Source organism: Arcticibacter svalbardensis MN12-7, assembly GCF_000403135.1.
In the GTDB taxonomy this organism is placed as follows: Bacteria; Bacteroidota; Bacteroidia; order Sphingobacteriales; family Sphingobacteriaceae; genus Arcticibacter; species Arcticibacter svalbardensis.
In genome coordinates this window covers 128,044-148,243 of sequence record NZ_AQPN01000145.1, presented here as the reverse complement: position 1 = coordinate 148,243, position 20,200 = coordinate 128,044, and the positions used below count along the sequence as shown (strand labels likewise).

The following is a 20,200-nucleotide window of genomic DNA, read 5'->3' as shown; positions in this document are numbered from 1 at the left end:
ATGAAAAGATATTACCTGTTCGTTTTTTTAGTTTGTTTGCGGCATTGGCAAGTGCGCAAAAGCCTAATCAAAACAATTCAATAACCCCTATCTCTGAAGAACCTGCAACGGAGAGACCCGTGGATGGTTATTATAAGCGTAGCAATATAGAGAATGCTAAAGTAACACCTTATGCAAATTTAAGAGATGCAGATGTTATGTTTTCTAAGCGTGTATGGCGTGAAATAGATACCAGGGAAAGAATGAATCATGTATATGCCTCACCAAAATCACGTTTAATTGATGTGATAATGGATGCTGTTATGGCTGGAGAGCTTAATGCATATGATGCTGTTAGCACAAAATCAGATCCTAGTGGTGATGCCTTTGGTACGCTTTTACCGGCTGGTAATGTAATGGCTAAATTTGCTGATAGTGTGGTAATTCCTGATTTTAATGACAATGGAGAGCAAATTGGGTCGCATGTGGCAAGTGGGGAGTTTAATCCTGATAGTGTAACGCGATTTCAAATCAAAGAAGACTGGATTTTTGATAAACAACGTTCGGTTTTCGAACCCCGTATAATTGGGATTGCTCCAATGGTTAAAATTAAGGCTGCCGGTCAGGATTTAGGCGAACAACCTGCATTTTGGATTTATTTTCCAGAAGCAAGACATATTTTCGCGACTAAAGCTGTTTCAACAAAAAATAATGATGCTACAGGATTAAGCTATGATGATATATTTATGAAGCGATTGTTTTCAAGTTATATCGTTAAGGAATCAAATCCGGATGATCTTAGGTTTAAAGATTACACCATTGGTATTGATCGCCTTTATGAATCAGAGCGAGTCAAAAAAGAACTAATGGATTACGAGCATGATTTGTGGTCTTACTAGTTACTAAGATCTTTTTCGTCATCTGCAGATGTTGATAAATCGATGCTGCTGCCATCATCAAAATAAGAAAGCAGCGATTTTGTTTGTTTTAAATTAAGAACGGTTAGGAGTTCTTCTTTCGATGCTTCACGGATTTTTACAACTGATTTAAAGCGTACTAAAAGCTTTTCTGCTGTTGTTTTTCCTATTCCCGGGATATCATAAAGCTCAGTTACAAGTGTACCTTTATCTCTTTTTAACCTATGAAAGGTTATTCCAAAGCGATGTGCTTCATCTCTGAGTTGTTGTATAATCTTAAGTGTCTCTGATTTTTTATCCAGGTATAATGGGTATTGGTCGCCAGGGAAAAAGAGCTCTTCCAGCCTTTTGGCGATTCCAATAACTGTCAATTGTTTATCAATACCTAATAGTTTCAAGCTTTTTAGAGCAGCTGACAGTTGACCTTTTCCACCATCTATGATCACTAGCTGAGGTAAGGGTGTTTCTTCTTCCAACATCCTTTTATAGCGTCGGTATACTGCTTCTTCCATTGTTGCAAAGTCATTGGGGCCCTCTACAGTTTTAACGTTAAAGTGGCGATAATCTTTTTTAGAAGGTCTTGCATCTTTAAAAACGACGATAGCTGAAACGGGGTAATTGCCCTGGAAATTTGAGTTATCAAAGCACTCTATATGTCGGGGCAACTGATTTAGCCTTAAATCCTTCATCATTAGATTGAGCAGCCGATCGGTTCGAACTTCAGGATTGAGCTTCTCATACTGTTCCATCTTATCCCGTCTAAAGAAAATTACGTTCTTTTGAGAAAGCTCCAGAAGTTTTTTCTTTTCTCCCATTTTAGGCACAGTAAACTTAAGCAGAGGGTCTTCCAATTCAAGCTCAAAGGGTATAATTATCTCTTTGGAGTTGCTGTTAAAGCGAGTTCGGAACTCTGTAATAGCAATACTTAGAAGTTCCTCATCTGTCTCTTCTAGTCGTTTCTTTAGCTCTAATGTCTGTGTTTGGATCACAGACCCATTCATTACTTTCAAAAAGTTAACAAATGCTAGTTTTTCGTCTGAAGCGATGCTAAATACATCTACATCGGAAATCGAAGAATTCACTATGGTCGATTTACTCTGGTATTTCTCCAGCAAATCATACTGCCTTTTTAATTTGTGAGCAAGTTCAAAGTTAAGTTCTGATGAAGCAATATCAAGTTGCGATTTGACACTTCTCACTACCTGGCCAGTTTTGCCATTTAAAATATCATAAATGTTGGTTATATTATTATTGTAATCTTCTTCTGACTGGTATGCCTGACAGGGTCCTTTACAATTTCCAATCTGATATTCAAGACATACTTTAAACTTCCCTGCTGCTATGTTGGATTGGCTGAGAGGTAGATTACAGGTCCTCAATGGATAGATCTCCTTGATCAGACCAAGAATAGTATGCATCATGCTGATAGAGGCATAGGGACCAAAATACTTTGATCCATCTTTTATAATGTTTCTTGTCCAGTAAATCCTTGGAAAAGTTTCATTTTTTATAACAATCCAGGGATACGTTTTATCGTCCTTTAGGAGTACGTTATACCGGGGCTGATGTTTTTTAATCAGACTGTTTTCCAGCAACCAGGCGTCTATCTCAGAATCAACTATTGTAAATGTAATGTTTGCAATTTTACTAACCAGAACCCTTGTTTTTGAATTAATGCGGTAATTGTCCTTGTTAAAGTAAGAACCTACCCTGTTTCTAAGGTTTTTGGCTTTACCAATATAAATCAATTCACCAGCTTCATCCCAATACTGATATACACCAGGATTAACTGGAATCTTTTTTAAAGCCTCACGATAATCAAACTTCATCTTTTCTATGGCAAGGATTTGTTATGGGGTTGGTTCTTCCGTTGGAACTACGGTTGAGTCTTTTGTGATTTTAGGGGCATATGCATCACAGTTTAGAGTGATGGTACTTCCTCCTTTTGGTGGTTCGAAGTCGCCTTTAGAGTATTTAAGAGTTGGATCTTTGTATACTTTTTGCATATAAAGCCCAAATATGGGTAATGCGGAATTGGCGCCACCACCCTGATCTGTAGAGAGAAAATGTATCCCGCGATCATCGGCACCTGTCCAGACCCCTGTAACCAATTGAGGTGTAATACCAATAAACCAACCATCGGAGTTATTTTGAGTGGTTCCAGTTTTTCCACCTATAGGATTGGTTAATTTATAGGTATACAATAACCGACGTCCTGTGCCACGTTGAACTACGCCCTTTAGCATATCAGTCATCGCATAGGCAGTTTGAGGATTCAGTGCAACCACAACCTTTGCCTTACGTTCATAAAGCACATTTCCATTTTTATCTTCAATTCTGTTCAGGTATGTGGGTTCGGTCCAAATACCCTGATTGGCAAATACGGCATAAGCACCAACCATATCGAAGACGGATGCATCAAAGCTTCCTAAGGCAATGGATGGATAAGCTGGGACATCACTTGTCACTCCCATCTTTTTAATTAGGGTTGATACTGCCGTTGCACCTACCTGACCCATCAAATAGGCTGTTGCATAATTTTGAGAAAATGCAAGGGCCGTTTTTAAAGAAATTGGTCCTGGAATTGGTTTATAGGCACGCGGTTCCCAACCATCCACATTTATAGGTGAGTTGGGAGCCATAAAACAAGGGGAGTAACCTTGATTTTCAATGGCTACAGCATAGGTAAAGGGCTTAGCTGTTGATCCTACCTGCCGTTTCCCCGTCTTAACCTGATCATATTTATAGTGCTCAAAGTTAATACCACCTACCCAGGCACGTACGAATCCTGTTTGAGGTTCCATCGACATTAAGGAGTTACGTAGCATCAGCTTGTTATATTTGATAGAATCCATTGGAGTCATCACTTTTTCGACATCACCATTCCAGCTAAATAGAACCATTTTTACTGGGGTATTAAAGTTTTTTCGGATCTCGCTATCAGACATTCCATCTTCCTTTAATTGGTGATAGCGGTCTGACATGGTCATACCCAATTCAAGGATCTTTGCTGCTTCCCCTTTAAATGGGTTTCTATTTACCCAAACCTTGTTAAATGATGCTTGTAATTTTTTCATATATTCGCGCTGTGCTTGTTCGGCGTATTGCTGCATGTGCGAATTTATAGTGGTATATATTTTTAAACCATCACGATCCAGATCATAAGGAGTGCCATCTGCTTTAGTAATATTCTGTTCGTCAAATATTTTCTGTATTTCTTTTTTAAGCACTGCTCTGAAATAGGCAGCATATCCGTCAAAATGATGCGTGGCTTTGAAGGATAATACCAAATCCTTTTTCTTTAACTCTTCTGTTTCCGGATCTGATAAATAGCCGGCCTTTCCCATATTATCCAGAACTGTATTTCGTCTGGCTAAAGCACGGTCTGGATTACGTACAGGATTGTACCATGATGGCCCTTTAAGCATACCTATCAATATGGCAGCTTGTTCAGGGGCTAATTTATCCGGTGATGTATTAAAATAGGTCTGTGAAGCTGATTTAATACCAAAACTATTGTAAGAACCAAAATCCACCGTATTCAGGTACATGGTTATAATTTCTTCCTTGGTATAATTACGCTCCAGTTTTAAGGCGATAATCCACTCTTTAAATTTAACAATAACGGTACTAAAAAAACCATTTACGCCCTCACGTGGGAAAAGATTTTTAGCCAATTGCTGTGTTATTGTACTGGCTCCTTGTTTGTTTCCCATCAGATTATAAAATATAATCGTGAAAATACGTTTGAAGTCAATTCCTGAATGACTATAAAATCGAATATCTTCAGTTGCTATAAGGGCATTTATTACATTGGGCGATATTTGGTCGTAGCGAACATTGGTTCTGTTTTGCACATAGTAGGATCCTAAAACTACCCCATCATCAGAAATTACATCCGATGATAAGTTACTTTTAGGGTTTTCAAGGTCTCGGAATGATGGCAATTTCCCAAATAGGCCTAATCCAATACTGAAAATTAAAATGATGCCAAATGCGATACAGCCAATAATGATTTTCCAAAAGGTTATGGTGTACTTGGTAATTTCCTGCTTGGAGAGTAAAGTTTTATTTTGTGGCATATTTCTACTTACTTTTATTAAAGTATTCAACATACGATTGTATAATCGTACCTGTATTTAGTTTTTCAAGTCCTTCTTTGGTGATAATAAAGGTATTGTATTTATCAGAAGGGATTTTCATTATGTCTTTAATTAATGGAGCAATATTATTTTCGTATGAATTAGCACTAGTTCTTGACGTAAATGGACCTACAAATATCAGTTGATTTTCCTTATTCACCACTTTTAATTGATGTTTTATTGGTAAAGATAGATATCGGGTTCTATTAAACTGTCCAATACCAAATCTGGACGGACTAAGATTAGTTCTTGAATCTAAGATATTAATAACAAAATAATATTCAGCTGAATCTGGTAAACTAAATTGAGCCTCAGCCAAGACTTGATTTGTAGGAACTGCTGGACCTTCGCTTGATTTAGTTTTATCCGGAATACCATCATTCTCAATTGTTGAAATCTTATTTTCCAACTTTGATTGGTTCGAAGGATTTGATATATGCTTTACATGTCCGTTTGATTCGGGTAGTATTTCCGGTTCATAGATCGCACTCTTTGAATCATTTTCCAATAAAGCTGTATTCCTTTTCATAAGCTCCTGCCTGTTTAGATCCACATATTGAAGTTGTTGTTTTGACAGGGGGGTAACCAGAGAATCTTCTGGGAAGGTGGAAATAATGGATTGAAGTGACTCCTCAAATGCAGGAAGCTTTTGTAAATGGCCTGTAGCAAGAGCGTCCAGATAAGCCAATTGTGCTGAAAGAAAGGTGCGGTTGTTTCGATTTTTAAATTCATTTGTAAGTTGAATAACCTCTCTGTATTTTTTTTGAGTGTACAACTCAAAAATAGCGGTATAGTCCTGATTAAATGTTTTTTCCTTTTCAGCCGACTGCATATTAAATAATGGGTTTTGTAAGCTTTTTGAAAAGTTTGATTCCGGGTATCTGTTTATAATCAGTTTTCTATAATTATCGGCCTTAGCAGGGTTTTTATCCAGATTTAAAAGATATAAGCTATACAGGGTAGAACTGGCATAACTGCTTGCCGGATAAAGAGCTAGTAAATTTTCAAATGTCTTCTGTGCTTCTTCATTATCCTGAAGTTCGGTACGATAAAAATCACCAATTTCATACATTGCAGCTGCAATTCGTTCATTTGAAAGCTGCATTTTTTTATTATCCAGCGGTATCTCTTTCATATATTCGTTGAATAAAGCTGTGTACGCAGAGCTGGTGCTTATTGTGTCGGCAAGAGGGGAAGTAAGCGGACTAGATACCGCCTGTGTGATTTCGATACCTAAATTAGTACTGTTTCTCCAGTTATCACTACGTTTTCTATTACCCCACCGCTGCTTAAAGTCAACACTCCCCTTGGTTAAAGCTGCAGTATTGTAGAAGTAAAATGTGTTATCTCTGGAACTTTCCACAGCTTGATCTGAATAAGCTAATGAATTATTTTGTGAAGCGTGAAAAGGTTCAGCACGAAGTGTAAGATCCGATTGCTTTCTTATTAAGCTGTCTATTTTTTCTTTAAGGTCTTGTTCGGAAAGCACTGCAAATACCTGTAGTTGCTTTTCAACATAAATGTTATTGAACCGATTTGCAAGAAAAGTGAGACTAGCTGCTTTGCGTTTTATTACCGAATAATCCGGATATGTAGGAGGCAAAGTAGACAAAGTGGTGTCGTAGTAAGTCTTTGACAGTGTATATTGTCCCTTCTGGAAAGTTATTTCAGCTAACTTCAAATAAGAAAGTCCTTTTTGATTTTTATTGCCAGTATTGAGCTTTATGGACTTATTGTAGCTTTTAACAGCTTCATCAAGTTGGTTCCTTTCCTGATAGATGTTTCCTATTTTGTAATAAATCTGATCCTGGAAATCTATATTATTATCTCGTTTGAGTAGTGATTTGAGGATAATAATATTGTCTTGTTTAGTATGATCATTATCAATTCGAATGCGGTTTAGGTCTGCGTTAAAAGCCATTTCAAAAGGAGCATTACCTTTTATAACAAGTGTATAATTAGAATAAGCTTTTTCTGGCAGTTTGTTTTTTTCTTGAAGTTGTGCGAGAAGATAAGTCCATCGGATCTTATGACTTCTTGGCGGCTTAGCTTTAAGAGCCTGATTGATCATTTCTTCCGCATCCATGAAGCGATTCTGGAAAATTAAGAGCTGCGCTTTCGTTGCATATAGATCAGTTAATGCCTCTTTAGAAGAAGGTGCGTTTTTTAGAACAAAAGCACTATCTAATATAGCTTCCGCTTGAAATGGGTAATTAAGTTGAATCAGTGCACGAGCTTTCCTAGATTTTGCAAGTTGAGACAAACGTAAATCATCCGGATAGGAGGTATATATATAGGTATAGAATTCCGCAGCATCAAAGTAATTTGCTTTTTGAAAATTGGCCTCAGCTATCAAAAAGTAAGCATCATCTACATATTTGCTCTCTGTTTTTTTTAATATTATACTATTTGCTTTTTGAATTACCGAATCGAGCGATTTACTATTAGATTCCGCTGTTTCATTTATTGGTTCTTTATACACCGGCAATATATGAGTGTAATCATCGATAATACTTCTTTCGGTGGTTTCCCGGCATTTATTTAATAAATTCTCTGCGTTATAAATGATATTATACCGGGCAGTAAGATTCTGTATAGCCGGTATTTTTCTGGCCGAACCACAGCCTGCTATAAGAAGTAGACTCAAGAAAATAAATAAATAATAATATGTAAGAAAACGCTTCACACCAACATTGCTTCGTAATTAGCAATTTTACGATAATTAATTTGAAAGGTTAGGTTAAGACATTTAACAAAAAAATCTTATGCCTAATTCTATGGTTAGCGGAGAAGTATTTCGTACTTTTGAAAATTATTATAAATATGAAAGATGTTAAAGCCTAAATCTCCAAAACAACTGGAAGAGCAAGATGGAAAGAAGGCTCTTAATAGCTATGCTTACTACTCTGGATTGGGATTTCAAATGATAGCCGTCATAGGTGTCTTTACGTTTATAGGCTATAAAATTGATGAAACAAAATCCTCAGCAACCCCTATTTTTACCGCTTTTTTTAGCTTGGCAGGAGTGTTTGCCTCATTATATTTAGTAATTCGTTCAGTTAAAAAGAATAAAAGTTGAGTTTAAAAAAATTTCTTATACAATTCGGCATCCTTGTGCTTATCCTTGCAGTCGTAGCTTTGTTATTAGATTCCGCCTACACAATTCTTGTTCCCAAATTCTGGATTATCTTTGGTTTTTTGGGTGTCCTTACATTACTTGCCTATATAACATCCAATGTAGCAATAAAAACAGGGGGTGATCTATCCGTTTATATTTTATTGGCTGCTATATTTATAAAGTTAATTGTCAGTTTGTTTTTCGTTGTTTTTTACCTGAAAATATATAAAGTTAGCAGCACATATTTTGCACTTGAATTTTTTTCCATATATTTTTTATTTACGGCCTTTGAAGTTAAATCATTGTTAGTTAACTTGCGCGCACCAAAATAAAAAGTAAAATCTCCAATTAGATGATCTCTACGCGTATTTTGAGTACAGGAAAAGTTAGACTTAGCATAGTTTACGCTTTTTTTTTCACTCTATTTAGTTTTAGTACCTCTTTATCAGCTCAAAATCACTCAGGTGAAATGACAGATAGTTCCACCGTTAATACCGATGCCCAGATTCCGGGAGTAGAAAATGGTGAACACAAACCGGAAGAGGGTAAGTTCGATCCAACCGCCGCCATTATGGAGCATATTGCCGATTCTCATTATTGGCATTTATGGGGAGAAACTTCATTCCCACTTCCTGTTATACTTATTACAGATAAAGGCGTCGATCTATTTTCTTCTTCAAAGTTTAATCATGGCGAAGATGCTTATCAAAGTAATCATTACACGTATAAGCTTATTGAAGATCAGGTTTTTGCCGTAGACGCTGCAGGAGCTGTCGACAAAGAAGCATCGTCTCACGTCTATGACTTCTCTATTACCAAAAATGTTGCATCAACCTGGATTTCTATCATTATTTTACTATTGATATTTACATCCGTATCATCTGCTTATAAAAAGCGTATTGGTAAAGCTCCAAAGGGATTTCAGTCTCTTATTGAGCCTATTATTATCTTTGTAAGAGATGATATCGCTATTCCTAACATTGGTTATAAGTACGCTAAATTCATGCCTTTGTTGCTGACCTTGTTTTTCTTTATCTGGATCAACAACTTATTAGGCTTGCTTCCAATTTTTTCCAGGAGGAGCTAACGTTACCGGTAATATTTTTATGACCTTCCTATTGTCATTCATTGTTTTGGTCGTTGTGAACACGAGTGGAAACAAGTACTACTGGAAGCATATATTACTACCAGATGTGCCATGGTGGTTATATCCAATTATGATCCCTGTTGAGATCATAGGTGTAGTGTCTAAGCCTTTTGCATTAATGATTCGTTTATATGCGAATATTTCTGCAGGTCACATTATTGTTTTGAGTCTGATATCCCTGATATTTATTTTTAAATCAATCGCAATTGCACCAGTATCGGTAGCCTTTGTATTGTTTATGGATGTACTTGAACTTTTAGTGGGATTTTTACAGGCATTTATTTTTACAATGCTTACTGCCCTGTTTATCGGAACAGCGGTACAGGAGCATCATTAGTTAGAAACATTTTTATTTAATATTAATCAATACAATTATGGTAGGTTCAATCGCTGCACTAGGTGCAGGTTTAGCAGTAATCGGTGCTGGTATCGGTATCGGTCAAATTGGTGGTAAAGCAATGGAAGGTATTGCGCGTCAGCCAGAGGCTGCTTCAAAAATTCAAACTGCTATGATCATCGCTGCAGCCCTTGTAGAAGGTGTTGCTTTGTTCGGTGTTGTAGTAGCATTATTGGGTAACAATCCTCAATAATTAAAAGGACTTCGGTCTAAGGGCCGGAGATTAACGATTGGTTAATTCCGGTCCTTTAATTTTGCAATAAAAAATTATTTGATAGAAAATGGGAGAATTATTTGAGGGTATACTTAATCACCACCTCGGGTTTGTAGTTTGGTCAGCTGTTGCTTTTCTGCTTTTACTGATCATGCTTAAGAAATTAGCATGGACACCTATTTTAGATGCTATAACTGAACGTGAGCGTTTTATTGAAAGTGCACTTGCTTCTGCTGAAAAGGCAAAGAACGAGATGGCGCGTCTTACCAATGAAAACGAAAGTTTATTGAAACAAGCACGTGTAGAACGTGATTTGATTTTGAAAGAAGCTAAAGAGCTTAAAGATAAAATTGTCGCTGAAGCCCGTACCAGTGCGCAGGTTGAAGGCGCAAAGATGATCGAGAAAGCTAAACACGAGATTGATGCTCAAAAGGTGACTGCTCTTAACGAAGTTAAAAATCAGGTTGCCGAACTTTCAATCCAAATAGCAGAGAAAATTCTTCGCAAACAGTTTGAAGATCAACAGAAACAACAGGCGTTAGTATCTGACCTATTAAAAGACGTGAAATTAAACTAATTAACTTCACACACTCACAAAAAATAAGATGTCTGAAATTCAAGTAGCATCAAGGTACGCAAAATCATTACTTGATTTAGCCCAGGAACAAAATTCTTTGGAAATGATTAAGTCTGATATCGATTCTTTTCTAGCTGTTCTGCGTTCAACGCCCGAATTGAAGGCTGTGCTGAAAAACCCAATTATTAATCCTGATAAAAAATTCGCGATTATTAAGGCAGTGTTCGGTCCATCTGTTCATGAGATCGTGTTGACGTTCTTTAAAATAGTTATCAGTAAAGGTCGCTCTGAAATTCTTTTCGAAACTGCAAAAGAGTTTGTAAACGGTTATAACCGAATTAGAGGAATTATTAAAGCTAAAATTGTTTCAGCAGCACCTCTTACGGATGCAAATAGAGCTGAAATATTACGCGTAGTAAAAGAGGCAACTAACAATGAAGTAGTTCTGGAGTCACTAGTTGATGAAGATCTGATCGGCGGTTTTGTACTGAAGGTTGGCGACAAACAATTTGATGCCAGTATTTCAAGTAGCCTGAATAAACTAAGGAAAGATTTTTTGCAGAAGGTTGTTAGTTAAGTATCTATTACTTTAAAACATACCCGAAATATATTTTTAACAGATTAAGAAACAAAATATTAATATAAAACTATGGTAGAGGTAAGACCGGATGAAGTATCGGCTATATTGCGTCAGCAATTGTCGGGCTTTAAATCAGAGGCTGAACTTGAAGAAGTAGGTACCGTATTGCAGGTGGGCGATGGTATTGCCCGGGTTTATGGGCTCACCAAAGTTCAATCAGGCGAATTGGTTGAATTTGATAACGGACTACAAGGTGTAGTTTTGAACTTAGAAGAAGACAATGTAGGTGTTGTTTTACTTGGTACTTCTGACAATGTGAAAGAAGGTGACACCATGAGGCGTACTGAAAAAATTGCTTCTATACAGGTGGGTGATGGTATGTTAGGCCGTGTTGTAAATACATTAGGTCATCCTATTGATGGAAAGGGACCAATAACTGGTGAAACTTATGAAATGCCCATTGAGCGTAAAGCTCCTGGTGTAATTTATCGCCAACCGGTTACAGAACCTCTTCAAACAGGTATTAAGGCTATTGATGCCATGATTCCTATTGGTCGTGGTCAACGTGAACTTGTTATTGGTGATCGCCAAACTGGTAAAACTGCTGTATGTATTGATACCATTATCAATCAAAAAGAGTTTTATGATGAAGGCAAGCCGGTATATTGTATCTATGTAGCTATTGGTCAAAAGAATTCAACAGTTGCAAATATTGTACGTGTTCTTGAAGAAAAAGGAGCAATGGCCTATTCAATTGTTGTAGCTGCTTCTGCTGCTGATCCTGCTGCAATGCAGTTTTATGCTCCATTTTCAGGTGCTGCAATAGGTGAATTCTTCCGTGATACTGGTCGTCCTGCTTTGATCATCTATGATGATTTATCAAAACAGGCAGTTGCATACCGTGAAGTGTCTTTATTGTTACGCCGTCCACCAGGCCGCGAAGCTTATCCAGGTGATGTGTTCTATCTTCACAGTCGTTTATTAGAACGTGCAGCAAAGATTAACAGTTCTGATGCAATTGCCAGAAATATGAATGATTTGCCTGATTCAATCAAGCATCTTGTTAAAGGAGGAGGTTCATTAACTGCACTTCCTATCATTGAAACTCAGGCAGGTGATGTTTCTGCATACATTCCGACCAATGTAATTTCAATTACTGATGGTCAGATCTTCCTTGAATCTAACTTGTTTAACGCAGGTGTAAGACCAGCTATTAATGTGGGTATATCTGTATCCCGTGTAGGTGGTAATGCGCAGATCAAATCAATGAAGAAAGTTGCTGGAACATTGAAATTAGACCAGGCACAGTACCGTGAGTTAGAGGCTTTCTCTAAGTTTGGTTCTGACCTTGATGCTGCTACTCAATCTGTATTGGATAAAGGTGCCAGAAACGTTGAAATTCTAAAACAAGGTCAATTCTCTCCTGTAGCAGTTGAAAAACAAGTGGCAATCATATATGCTGGTTCTAAAGGTTTATTGAGACAGGTGCCTGTTAATAAAGTAAAACAATTCGAAGCAGAATATACTCAACAGCTTGAAGTCCGTCATCCGGAAGTGCTGAAAAGCTTAAAAGCTGGGAAATTAGATGATACGATTACCGGGGTTCTTGAAACGGTTGCAAAAGAACTTGCTGCGAACTACTAGTTCGTTTTCATAAGTTCAAAGGATGAATTCATCTTTTGAACTTATGATTTAAATTTTATAAGATGGCTAATTTAAAAGAAGTAAGAAACAGGATTGTTTCCATAAGTTCAACACAACAGATCACTAAAGCCATGAAAATGGTATCTGCTGCAAAACTTAAAAGGGCTACAAATGCAATTGTTCAGTTACGTCCTTATGCAAATAAGCTAAAGGATATTCTGACCAATTTGTCTACGAGCCTGGAGGATTCAACCTCTCCATTTATTCAGGAACGAGAACCTGTACGGGTATTAGTTGTTGTCGTATCTTCTAATAGGGGATTAGCGGGTGCATTTAATGCAAATGTGATTAAAACCGCTAATAGTCTTATTGCTGGTAAATATGCCACTCAAAACCAAAATCAAAATGTAAGCATTTTGGCCATTGGTAAGAAAGGTAAAGACTTTTATGAAAGGCGTAAATACAAAACTATCGGAAATCATACCGAAATATTTTCAGATTTATCATTTGAGAATGTTTCTACTGTTACTCAAACCATCATGGATGGATTTGTAAATGGTGATTATGACAGGGTAGATGTGATATACAACCAATTCAAAAATGCTGGAATGCAAATTCTGGTAACTGAACAGTTATTGCCATTACCTCGTCCTGCTGCTAAAGCTGGAGATGCGGCTGCAGAATCCAGGGTGGATTATATTCTGGAGCCTTCACAAGAGGAGATTGTCAATAGCCTGATACCAAAATCTATCAAAACTCAATTATATAAAGCAGTTTTAGATTCTTGGGCGTCAGAACATGGTGCACGTATGACTGCAATGGATAAGGCTACAGAAAACGCAGGTGACCTTATAAAGTCCCTTAAGCTTTCTTATAACCAGGCCCGTCAGGCGGCAATTACAACTGAACTTACAGAAATTGTAAGTGGTGCTGCTGCTCTTTCCAACGGTTAATTATTCGTTAAAAAACATATTTTGAAAGTCCTGACTGAAAAGTTCGGGACTTTTGTATTTACTAAGCTTTATTTCCTGATTTCTATGATCTGAACAGAAGCGCATCTGCTGCAAATTTCTGATTCATTTAAGGTAAGACTCTGAATTTCCATTATACTACAACATCCACTTTTTACTATTCGGGAATTTATACTGATCACGTCTTCAGGGTAGTTTTTGAACTTTAATGATAGGGCTTCATTTCCTGATGAAAGAATACTGATATAGTTACTGTTTAGTTCAGTGCTATCAATTTTAATCACCAGGTTTGAGTGGTAAGCTGTGCTGGTTATTGATAAGTCAGTGAGTTTAAAATCTGCCCCCTTATCTAGTAAGTTCTTATTTGTAAGTTTATCAACCAGTTTAATCTTAAGAGTTGCAACAGGTGCCTCACATTTAGCAGCCTCGCAAAGGTTATCCTCAACCGTGCATCCTCCCAAAAATAGAAAGTGTATTAAAAAAATATTTAACAATAATTTATTCATTTTCCTTATATATCATAGCCCTATTTAATAAAGGGTTATCAATTCATTACCTTGTCTTTACGAACAATATATCCTGAATGCGACATTTTAAGCTTATTTTTTGGAATTCCTTTAAAATATTTACATAAACTCCCAGACATCCCATCATCCGATCCTTATCTCCATTAGGTCAAACGATGGAATGTTGAGAGAATAATTATTTGTATCAGGCCGAACATTCCTGTCCATCTCTACAATCCCGATACAATGATCTCATTATGTGCCAAACCAAAAATGGGTTACTTTTTTATTCCTATTGAGTCCGGCATCTGCGATATAGACGATTCTATCCGCTCCTGATCCAATCCTTATTTCTAAGCTGCTTCCGACTCATGCCAAACTCATTATTAAGAAATGAATAATGAAACTAAATCTTTCTGTTGAACAAATGTAAATAGGGTATTTAGGAGAAACGATTGTAAAGTCCAATCTTCCTAAATCTTCTCAAATAGAGTAGGTTTTTAGCTTTAATGAGCTAATTTGGATTGTCTCTTTTTATAAAGTTTATAGCTAAACTTAATACAATACTCTTTGTTCAAAAGGTATATGGAATATAGAAAATTAGGCGATTCGAATCTCGAAGTCTCTGCAATTACATTTGGTTCATGGGCTGCCGGAGGATGGATGTGGGGAGGAACTGAACGGAATGAATCTGTTAAGGCAATTAAGGCTTCCTACAATGAAGGTGTAACGTCAATCGACACAGCACCAATATATGGTCAGGGGTTAAGTGAAGAAATTGTTGGTGAGGCAATAAAAGGAATTCCAAGGGATAAGGTTCAGATTCTTACTAAATATGGAATGAGGTGGGATCTAAAAAAGGGTGATTTTGCATTCAAGAGCAAAAATAATGATGGTCAGGATATTGATGTCTACAAATACAGCGGAAAAGAAAGTATTATCAAGGAATGTGAAAATAGTCTCAAACGATTAGGTACCGATTATATCGACTTATATCAAATTCATTGGCCCGATGTTACTACGCCAATTGAGGAAACCATGGAAGCTATTCAAGATCTTATTACCCAGGGAAAAGTTTTGTATGCCGGTGTTTGTAATTATAATGAAAATCAAATGATGGAAGCTGCGAAAACTATTAATCTGGTATCCAATCAAGTTCCTTATAGTATGGTTAATCGCGGGATAGAACAAGTGGTTTTGCCCTATTCACTTGCTAATAAAAAATCAATTATTGCTTATAGTCCGCTTGAAAGAGGATTGCTTACCGGAAAGATTAACCCCGGACACGTATTTGCCAATGGTGACCACCGTGCCACTAATCATTTTTTTACTGAAACCAATATCATCAAAGTAAATGCATTTCTTCAGGAGATTATCCCTCTGGCTGCAGATAAAGGCATAAGTGTTGGGCAACTTGTTCTTCGATGGACAATTGATATACCGGGAATCACAATTGCACTTGCAGGTGCCAGGAATGCCGAACAGGCGATTCAAAATGCTAAAGCTATTCATGTTAAGATTTCACCTGATCAAATGAGCTTTATCAATTCTCAATTGGATCAATTATTAATCGATTGAAAGTTTTTGCCGGAATAAAAATACACCACTTAATATTGTATGTTTGCAACACATAATATGAAGGCGGTTGAAAAGCCTGATATTGTATCTATTAGATTTTAAAACGCTTACGCTAGAAATGGAAAACACGAATAACACGATCGAAACAAAGAATGACGGTATTAACGCAAATGATTCAAGTCATTACAAACTGTTAACTATTGGGCTTATAATAACTTTATTGGGCGTCTTGTTGCGTTTTATAGGTCATTTTAGCTTTATTGACCTTATATCAAATGTTATACTTGTCGTAGGAGTTGGTATTTGTTTAAGAGCTATATATAACGTGCTGAGATAAAATTAATTATGGAATCTTCAAACGAATAGCATCATTAAATCGTTAATGTTATTACTATGAAGGGAATCATGTTGTACTTGGGTATGCTTATCCCACTGTTCGCCATTTCGCAAACAGAACAAAAAGTAAAATATATTGAAATAAAGAAGCTGGTCATTGACAAGCGGAAATCATATGATTTTTCATCAAGAGATTCAAGTGTATCTATAAAAATAGATACACTTATCATGCATGCTAACGCCAGAATTAACTTTTTGAACAAAAAAGAAGCAAGTATGGTTGTCGGTTATGCGCAAATTGATAATGGAGCTCAGCTGAATGGCAATGATGGAAAAAACAACGGTACCAATTTGAATTTAAGTATCAATTTTGCAGATCTTAAAAGTTTATCAATTAATGTTCCAGGCCTGGATGCTAAAACTGCAAACAGGAAGTTTGATAATGGCAATGGGGGTAAAATAGTCGTTAAGTACTTGTCCTCAGGTATTAAGCCCCAAACTGAAAATTCAAAACAGCCAGCCTTTTTAGATATCCGAAACTCAGCAGGAGGGTATACCACCAATGCACAGACAGATCTTGTCGTAGTGTTTTCACAAATTAGGTCCGGCAATCCAGGTCGCCCATTAAGCCAGTTACCTAACGGTCGTGTTTATTCCGGTAACACAGGAGGCGAAGGTAAATTTACAATGACACCGGTTGCTGATTTAGAAGATTAAAGCTTTTATTTAGGCTTGTAGTGCGATTTATTTAAGATGGACTGGTAATCTTCATCTTTCATTAAAGCAGGAATACTGATTTTTGGATTCCTGTCCATGTATGATTTCACTATCTGCCAGCCACTATACAACGCTAGCTTAGGGGCCGATTGATTACCATCTCCGATACCTGGAGTAAAGGGGGCTTCAGTTAAAAATTTCTGAATTTTCATGTAATCACTCTCATAGAGTAAATTATTTTCCAAAAAATATCCCCATATCCCAGACTCATACTTTTCTGCCCATTGCTGTTGTTCGGAAGTGTAATTGATCAGGAGCGAATCGGGAGTATCAGGCAGAACCGCCTGCATGAAATAAAGAACCTTACCATTGTAGATCATTCTCTCCAGCAAAGTATGCTGTACTTCGGGCTCTGGAAATAAATCCTCTCTTACAAACGTCTCCATAACCCTGGGTGTGATGTTTTCAGGTGTAAACCGTCTGGATATATACTGTGGAATACCGGGTCGCAACGCAGGGTAAAACTTAGATTGTGCACCTAAAAACATATCTAAACCAATGCCTATATAATTTTCTCCAATTGGCACCTGTACGGCAAAGCCCGAAAAGAAAGAAATTAGCCGTGGAATCTTTTCCTGCGGATAATAATATTTTACTCTTTTAAAAGCATCAGTCAAAGCCTCTTCCTCCATACTCATGTCTTTAAACGTTGTGGAAACTTCGGTTTTCAGTTCATTGAAATCTTTATTTTGAAGTATAAGGCGCATGTTAGCATAATACCCAGTATCAGAACTAGATCCTGCATTGACCATTCCCCCAATAAAATCGGAATAAAATGGGTCGTATTTATTCTCCAATGGAGGTATTTCAGATGTAAGATCGGAAGCTTTTAAAGCACTTAGCTCCTGATCAAATCGTTCAATTTTCAAATCCAGCTTAATCTGGCTGGTGTCAACTCCCTGTTTGTTCCGGCAATTACATAAGAATAATGTAATGAAAAAAAACAAGTAGATTTGAAGCGTGTTTTTAAAAGTCATAGTTAAATCAGATACGCAAATATGAAAAATCTTTTTCTTGTAATTATATGTTTTATTACACCTTTTGTTTCCTCTGCTCAGATGTCTGGAAGTAATACGCAACTAGGCTTTACCGTCTCTCCGAATTTAGGTTGGTTATCTGGTGATGGATCAATAAATGATGGTACCCGTGCAGGAGTCTCTTATGGCTTACTAGCAGACCTGGCACTTTCACCGAACTATTACTTTTCTTCAGGATTTACTGTAACGTCTATCAATGGAAGATCTATGGTAGAATCTGCTTCAACCAATTATAAAATAAAATACATTGAGGTTCCTTTAACCTTAAAGTTGAAAAGTCAGCCTACTTCCATAGGTCGGTATTATGGCCAGTTCGGTTTAGGTACCGGATATAAAATTGGTGCAAAGGCTGATATTTCAAACGGCGTAGGCAGTACAAAAAGCGAGGATGTTGATATCTCATCAGATATTAATTTCTTTCGCATCAGCATGATTGCAGGGGCAGGTGTGGAATGGAAAGTAAATGAAAGTTTAAATGTAATGACCGGGATTACCTATAATAATGGATTTACATCAATGAATGATGAGGGTACTAAAATCAAAAATTCCTATCTGGCATTAACTTTGGGTGTATTCTTTTAACTAGATTTAAGTAATAAAGTAAATACGCTCATGAAGATAGCTCTTTCCCAACTTAATTACCACATTGGTAATTTTGAAGCCAATACCTCTAAAATTATTCAGGCAATCAATAAAGCAAAAACGGAAGGAGCAGATCTTGTTGTTTTCGCAGAGCTTGCTGTATGTGGTTATCCACCACGGGACTTTCTGGAGTTTAGTGAATTCATCGACCTATGCGAAGAGGCGATCAATAAAATAGCAGAGGCTTGCACCGATATCGTCTGTGTGGTAGGTGTGCCCTCAAAAAATCCTGCCCGCGAAGGTAAAGACCTTTTCAATTCGGCATATGTTATCCAGGATGGGAAAGTCGTACAACAGGTACACAAAGCGCTACTACCCAATTATGATGTCTTTGATGAATACCGCTATTTTGAGCCAGGCCTGAGTAACTTCAATTGTATTGAGGTTAAAGGCACCCGGATTGCATTAACTATTTGTGAGGATCTCTGGAACATAAACGATAATCCATTATATCTCATGTCTCCTATGGATGAGCTGATTAAACAAAAACCAGCTCTAATGCTGAATATAGCAGCTTCGCCATTTTCTTACGTACACGACGATAACCGGGTAAAGGTATTAGGTGACAATTGCAAAAAATACAATCTTCCGCTCTTATACATCAACCAGGTTGGCGCACAGACTGAAATAATATTTGATGGCGGTTCCTTTGCTTTTAACAAAGAAGGGATTCTGCTAGATCAAATGAACTATTTTAAAGAAGATTTTAGGATTTATGAGTTTAATAACGGTGAAATAGAAGGACTGGCGCCAATCGTATATAAACCATTGCCGGATATCGAACAAATTCATCATGGCCTGATATTGGGGATCCGGGATTATTTCTATAAATCAGGCTTCAGTAAAGCTGTATTGGGACTCTCTGGGGGTATCGATTCAGCCGTAGTATGCGCATTAGCAGCCGAAGCACTAGGTCCCGAAAATGTAATGGCCGTATTGATGCCATCCAAATATTCCACTGACCATTCTGTTAAAGATGCCATGGACTTGGTTAATAACCTGGGTTGCAAACATCAGATCATTGCGATTAAAGATGCAGCTGATGCTTTTGAGGGAATGTTGGAAACGGCCTTTAAAGGTTTGCCTTTTAATACCACTGAGGAAAATATTCAGGCACGTTGCCGTGCTATTGTGGTGATGGCTTTTTCAAATAAATTCGGATTCATCTTATTAAATACCTCAAATAAAAGTGAATGTGCAGTGGGATATGGAACCCTGTATGGCGATATGGCAGGTGCAATATCTGTATTGGGTGATGTATACAAAACCCAGGTATTCACGCTTGCTAATTATATCAACAGGGAAAGAGAGATCATTCCGGTCAATAGTATCACTAAACCACCCTCAGCAGAATTAAGACCCGGACAAAAGGACAGCGATTCCTTACCTGATTATGAAGTTCTGGATGCCTTACTCTATCAATATATCGAATTAAAGAAAAGCTCTAAAGATATTATTGGACAAGGATTTGATCAGGCAATGGTCAAAAAAGTCTTAAAGATGGTCAACACTGCAGAGTTTAAAAGATATCAAACAGCTCCTATACTGAGAGTGTCACCTAAAGCGTTTGGAATGGGAAGAAGAATGCCTCTGGTAGGAAAATACCTCTCTTAATTAAAATAGCAACATCTAAAAAAA

General features: G+C 37.1%; 18 protein-coding genes. 13 read left to right on the top strand and 5 right to left on the bottom strand.

Annotated features, from left to right (window positions below; genetic code table 11):
- Positions 1-32: 32 nt before the first annotated feature.
- Positions 33-878, top strand: coding sequence for a type IX secretion system ring subunit PorN/GldN (gene porN, locus ADIARSV_RS19730; RefSeq protein ID WP_235048454.1), 846 nt, complete (start codon positions 33-35; stop codon positions 876-878).
- Here the strand turns inward: porN and uvrC are convergent.
- From uvrC to porW, 3 genes are read right to left on the bottom strand one after another with little or no spacing between them, the layout of a single operon-like run.
- A complete protein-coding gene (gene uvrC / locus ADIARSV_RS19725; protein WP_016197449.1) occupies positions 875-2,725 on the bottom strand; it encodes an excinuclease ABC subunit UvrC in 1,851 nt (616 codons plus the stop codon). The genes porN and uvrC overlap by 4 nt on opposite strands.
- Before the next feature lie 21 nt (positions 2,726-2,746).
- Entirely contained in the window at positions 2,747-4,978 is a 2,232-nt protein-coding gene (locus ADIARSV_RS19720) for a penicillin-binding protein 1A (protein ID WP_235048453.1), read from the bottom strand.
- A 4-nt stretch (positions 4,979-4,982) separates the two neighbouring features.
- Positions 4,983-7,685, bottom strand: a complete 2,703-nt coding sequence (porW, locus tag ADIARSV_RS19715; protein ID WP_016197447.1) for a type IX secretion system periplasmic lipoprotein PorW/SprE — start codon at positions 7,683-7,685, stop codon at positions 4,983-4,985.
- A 183-nt stretch (positions 7,686-7,868) separates the two neighbouring features.
- Between porW and ADIARSV_RS19710 the strand changes: the two genes are divergently transcribed.
- The 8 genes from ADIARSV_RS19710 (at position 7,869) to atpG (ending at position 13,668) form a co-directional block, all read left to right on the top strand.
- On the top strand, positions 7,869-8,117 hold the full coding sequence (locus tag ADIARSV_RS19710) for an AtpZ/AtpI family protein (RefSeq protein WP_016197446.1): 249 nt from the start codon (positions 7,869-7,871) through the stop codon (positions 8,115-8,117).
- Between the two features lie 508 nt (positions 8,118-8,625).
- A complete protein-coding gene (locus ADIARSV_RS22735; protein WP_016197445.1) occupies positions 8,626-9,243 on the top strand; it encodes a F0F1 ATP synthase subunit A in 618 nt (205 codons plus the stop codon).
- 31 nt (positions 9,244-9,274) lie between these two features.
- Positions 9,275-9,640 carry a F0F1 ATP synthase subunit A gene (locus ADIARSV_RS22730; RefSeq protein WP_235048452.1) on the top strand — a complete coding sequence of 122 codons (366 nt, stop codon included), beginning with the start codon at positions 9,275-9,277 and terminating at the stop codon, positions 9,638-9,640.
- Between the two features lie 37 nt (positions 9,641-9,677).
- Positions 9,678-9,893 carry an ATP synthase F0 subunit C gene (atpE, locus tag ADIARSV_RS19695; RefSeq protein ID WP_016197443.1) on the top strand — a complete coding sequence of 72 codons (216 nt, stop codon included), beginning with the start codon at positions 9,678-9,680 and terminating at the stop codon, positions 9,891-9,893.
- A gap of 88 nt (positions 9,894-9,981) precedes the next feature.
- A complete protein-coding gene (gene atpF, locus ADIARSV_RS19690) occupies positions 9,982-10,491 on the top strand; it encodes a F0F1 ATP synthase subunit B (RefSeq protein WP_016197442.1) in 510 nt (169 codons plus the stop codon).
- 28 nt (positions 10,492-10,519) lie between these two features.
- Entirely contained in the window at positions 10,520-11,068 is a 549-nt protein-coding gene (gene atpH, locus ADIARSV_RS19685) for an ATP synthase F1 subunit delta (protein WP_016197441.1), read from the top strand.
- A gap of 72 nt (positions 11,069-11,140) precedes the next feature.
- Positions 11,141-12,715 (top strand): F0F1 ATP synthase subunit alpha, encoded by a 1,575-nt coding sequence (gene atpA, locus ADIARSV_RS19680; RefSeq protein ID WP_016197440.1) that lies wholly within the window; start codon positions 11,141-11,143, stop codon positions 12,713-12,715.
- A gap of 62 nt (positions 12,716-12,777) precedes the next feature.
- Positions 12,778-13,668, top strand: coding sequence for an ATP synthase F1 subunit gamma (atpG, locus tag ADIARSV_RS19675; protein WP_016197439.1), 891 nt, complete (start codon positions 12,778-12,780; stop codon positions 13,666-13,668).
- A 68-nt stretch (positions 13,669-13,736) separates the two neighbouring features.
- On the opposite strand, the gene ADIARSV_RS19670 is transcribed toward atpG, so the two are convergent.
- The gene (locus ADIARSV_RS19670) at positions 13,737-14,192 is read right to left on the bottom strand and encodes a hypothetical protein (protein ID WP_040300727.1); all 456 of its coding nucleotides are present in this window, start codon (positions 14,190-14,192) and stop codon (positions 13,737-13,739) included.
- Positions 14,193-14,777: 585 nt separating this feature from the next.
- Here ADIARSV_RS19670 and ADIARSV_RS19665 point away from each other — a divergent pair.
- Positions 14,778-15,770, top strand: a complete 993-nt coding sequence (locus ADIARSV_RS19665) for an aldo/keto reductase (protein WP_016197436.1) — start codon at positions 14,778-14,780, stop codon at positions 15,768-15,770.
- A gap of 393 nt (positions 15,771-16,163) precedes the next feature.
- The gene (locus tag ADIARSV_RS19655; protein WP_016197435.1) at positions 16,164-16,823 is read left to right on the top strand and encodes a hypothetical protein; all 660 of its coding nucleotides are present in this window, start codon (positions 16,164-16,166) and stop codon (positions 16,821-16,823) included.
- A gap of 5 nt (positions 16,824-16,828) precedes the next feature.
- Here ADIARSV_RS19655 and gldB read toward each other — a convergent pair whose 3' ends face one another.
- Entirely contained in the window at positions 16,829-17,860 is a 1,032-nt protein-coding gene (gldB, locus tag ADIARSV_RS19650; RefSeq protein WP_040300726.1) for a gliding motility lipoprotein GldB, read from the bottom strand.
- 21 nt (positions 17,861-17,881) lie between these two features.
- On the opposite strand from gldB, the gene ADIARSV_RS19645 reads away from it, so the two are divergent.
- Both ADIARSV_RS19645 and ADIARSV_RS19640 read left to right on the top strand, forming a co-directional pair.
- Positions 17,882-18,502: an outer membrane beta-barrel protein gene (locus ADIARSV_RS19645; RefSeq protein WP_040300725.1), complete on the top strand. Its 621-nt coding sequence runs from the start codon at positions 17,882-17,884 to the stop codon at positions 18,500-18,502.
- A 30-nt stretch (positions 18,503-18,532) separates the two neighbouring features.
- Positions 18,533-20,176, top strand: coding sequence for an NAD+ synthase (locus ADIARSV_RS19640; protein WP_016197432.1), 1,644 nt, complete (start codon positions 18,533-18,535; stop codon positions 20,174-20,176).
- Positions 20,177-20,200 lie beyond the last annotated feature (24 nt).

Excerpts from the sequence above, each read along its gene's own strand:
- uvrC (WP_016197449.1), bottom strand. The coding sequence starts at position 2,725 with ATGAAGTTTGATTATCGTGAGGCTTTAAAAAAGATTCCAGTTAATCCT.
- ADIARSV_RS19720 (WP_235048453.1), bottom strand. The coding sequence starts at position 4,978 with ATGCCACAAAATAAAACTTTACTCTCCAAGCAGGAAATTACCAAGTAC.
- ADIARSV_RS19710 (WP_016197446.1), top strand. The coding sequence starts at position 7,869 with ATGTTAAAGCCTAAATCTCCAAAACAACTGGAAGAGCAAGATGGAAAG.
- ADIARSV_RS22735 (WP_016197445.1), top strand. The coding sequence starts at position 8,626 with ATGACAGATAGTTCCACCGTTAATACCGATGCCCAGATTCCGGGAGTA.
- atpE (WP_016197443.1), top strand. The coding sequence starts at position 9,678 with ATGGTAGGTTCAATCGCTGCACTAGGTGCAGGTTTAGCAGTAATCGGT.
- atpF (WP_016197442.1), top strand. The coding sequence starts at position 9,982 with ATGGGAGAATTATTTGAGGGTATACTTAATCACCACCTCGGGTTTGTA.
- atpH (WP_016197441.1), top strand. The coding sequence starts at position 10,520 with ATGTCTGAAATTCAAGTAGCATCAAGGTACGCAAAATCATTACTTGAT.
- atpA (WP_016197440.1), top strand. The coding sequence starts at position 11,141 with ATGGTAGAGGTAAGACCGGATGAAGTATCGGCTATATTGCGTCAGCAA.
- atpG (WP_016197439.1), top strand. The coding sequence starts at position 12,778 with ATGGCTAATTTAAAAGAAGTAAGAAACAGGATTGTTTCCATAAGTTCA.
- ADIARSV_RS19670 (WP_040300727.1), bottom strand. The coding sequence starts at position 14,192 with ATGAATAAATTATTGTTAAATATTTTTTTAATACACTTTCTATTTTTG.
- ADIARSV_RS19665 (WP_016197436.1), top strand. The coding sequence starts at position 14,778 with ATGGAATATAGAAAATTAGGCGATTCGAATCTCGAAGTCTCTGCAATT.
- ADIARSV_RS19655 (WP_016197435.1), top strand. The coding sequence starts at position 16,164 with ATGAAGGGAATCATGTTGTACTTGGGTATGCTTATCCCACTGTTCGCC.
- gldB (WP_040300726.1), bottom strand. The coding sequence starts at position 17,860 with ATGACTTTTAAAAACACGCTTCAAATCTACTTGTTTTTTTTCATTACA.
- ADIARSV_RS19645 (WP_040300725.1), top strand. The coding sequence starts at position 17,882 with ATGAAAAATCTTTTTCTTGTAATTATATGTTTTATTACACCTTTTGTT.
- ADIARSV_RS19640 (WP_016197432.1), top strand. The coding sequence starts at position 18,533 with ATGAAGATAGCTCTTTCCCAACTTAATTACCACATTGGTAATTTTGAA.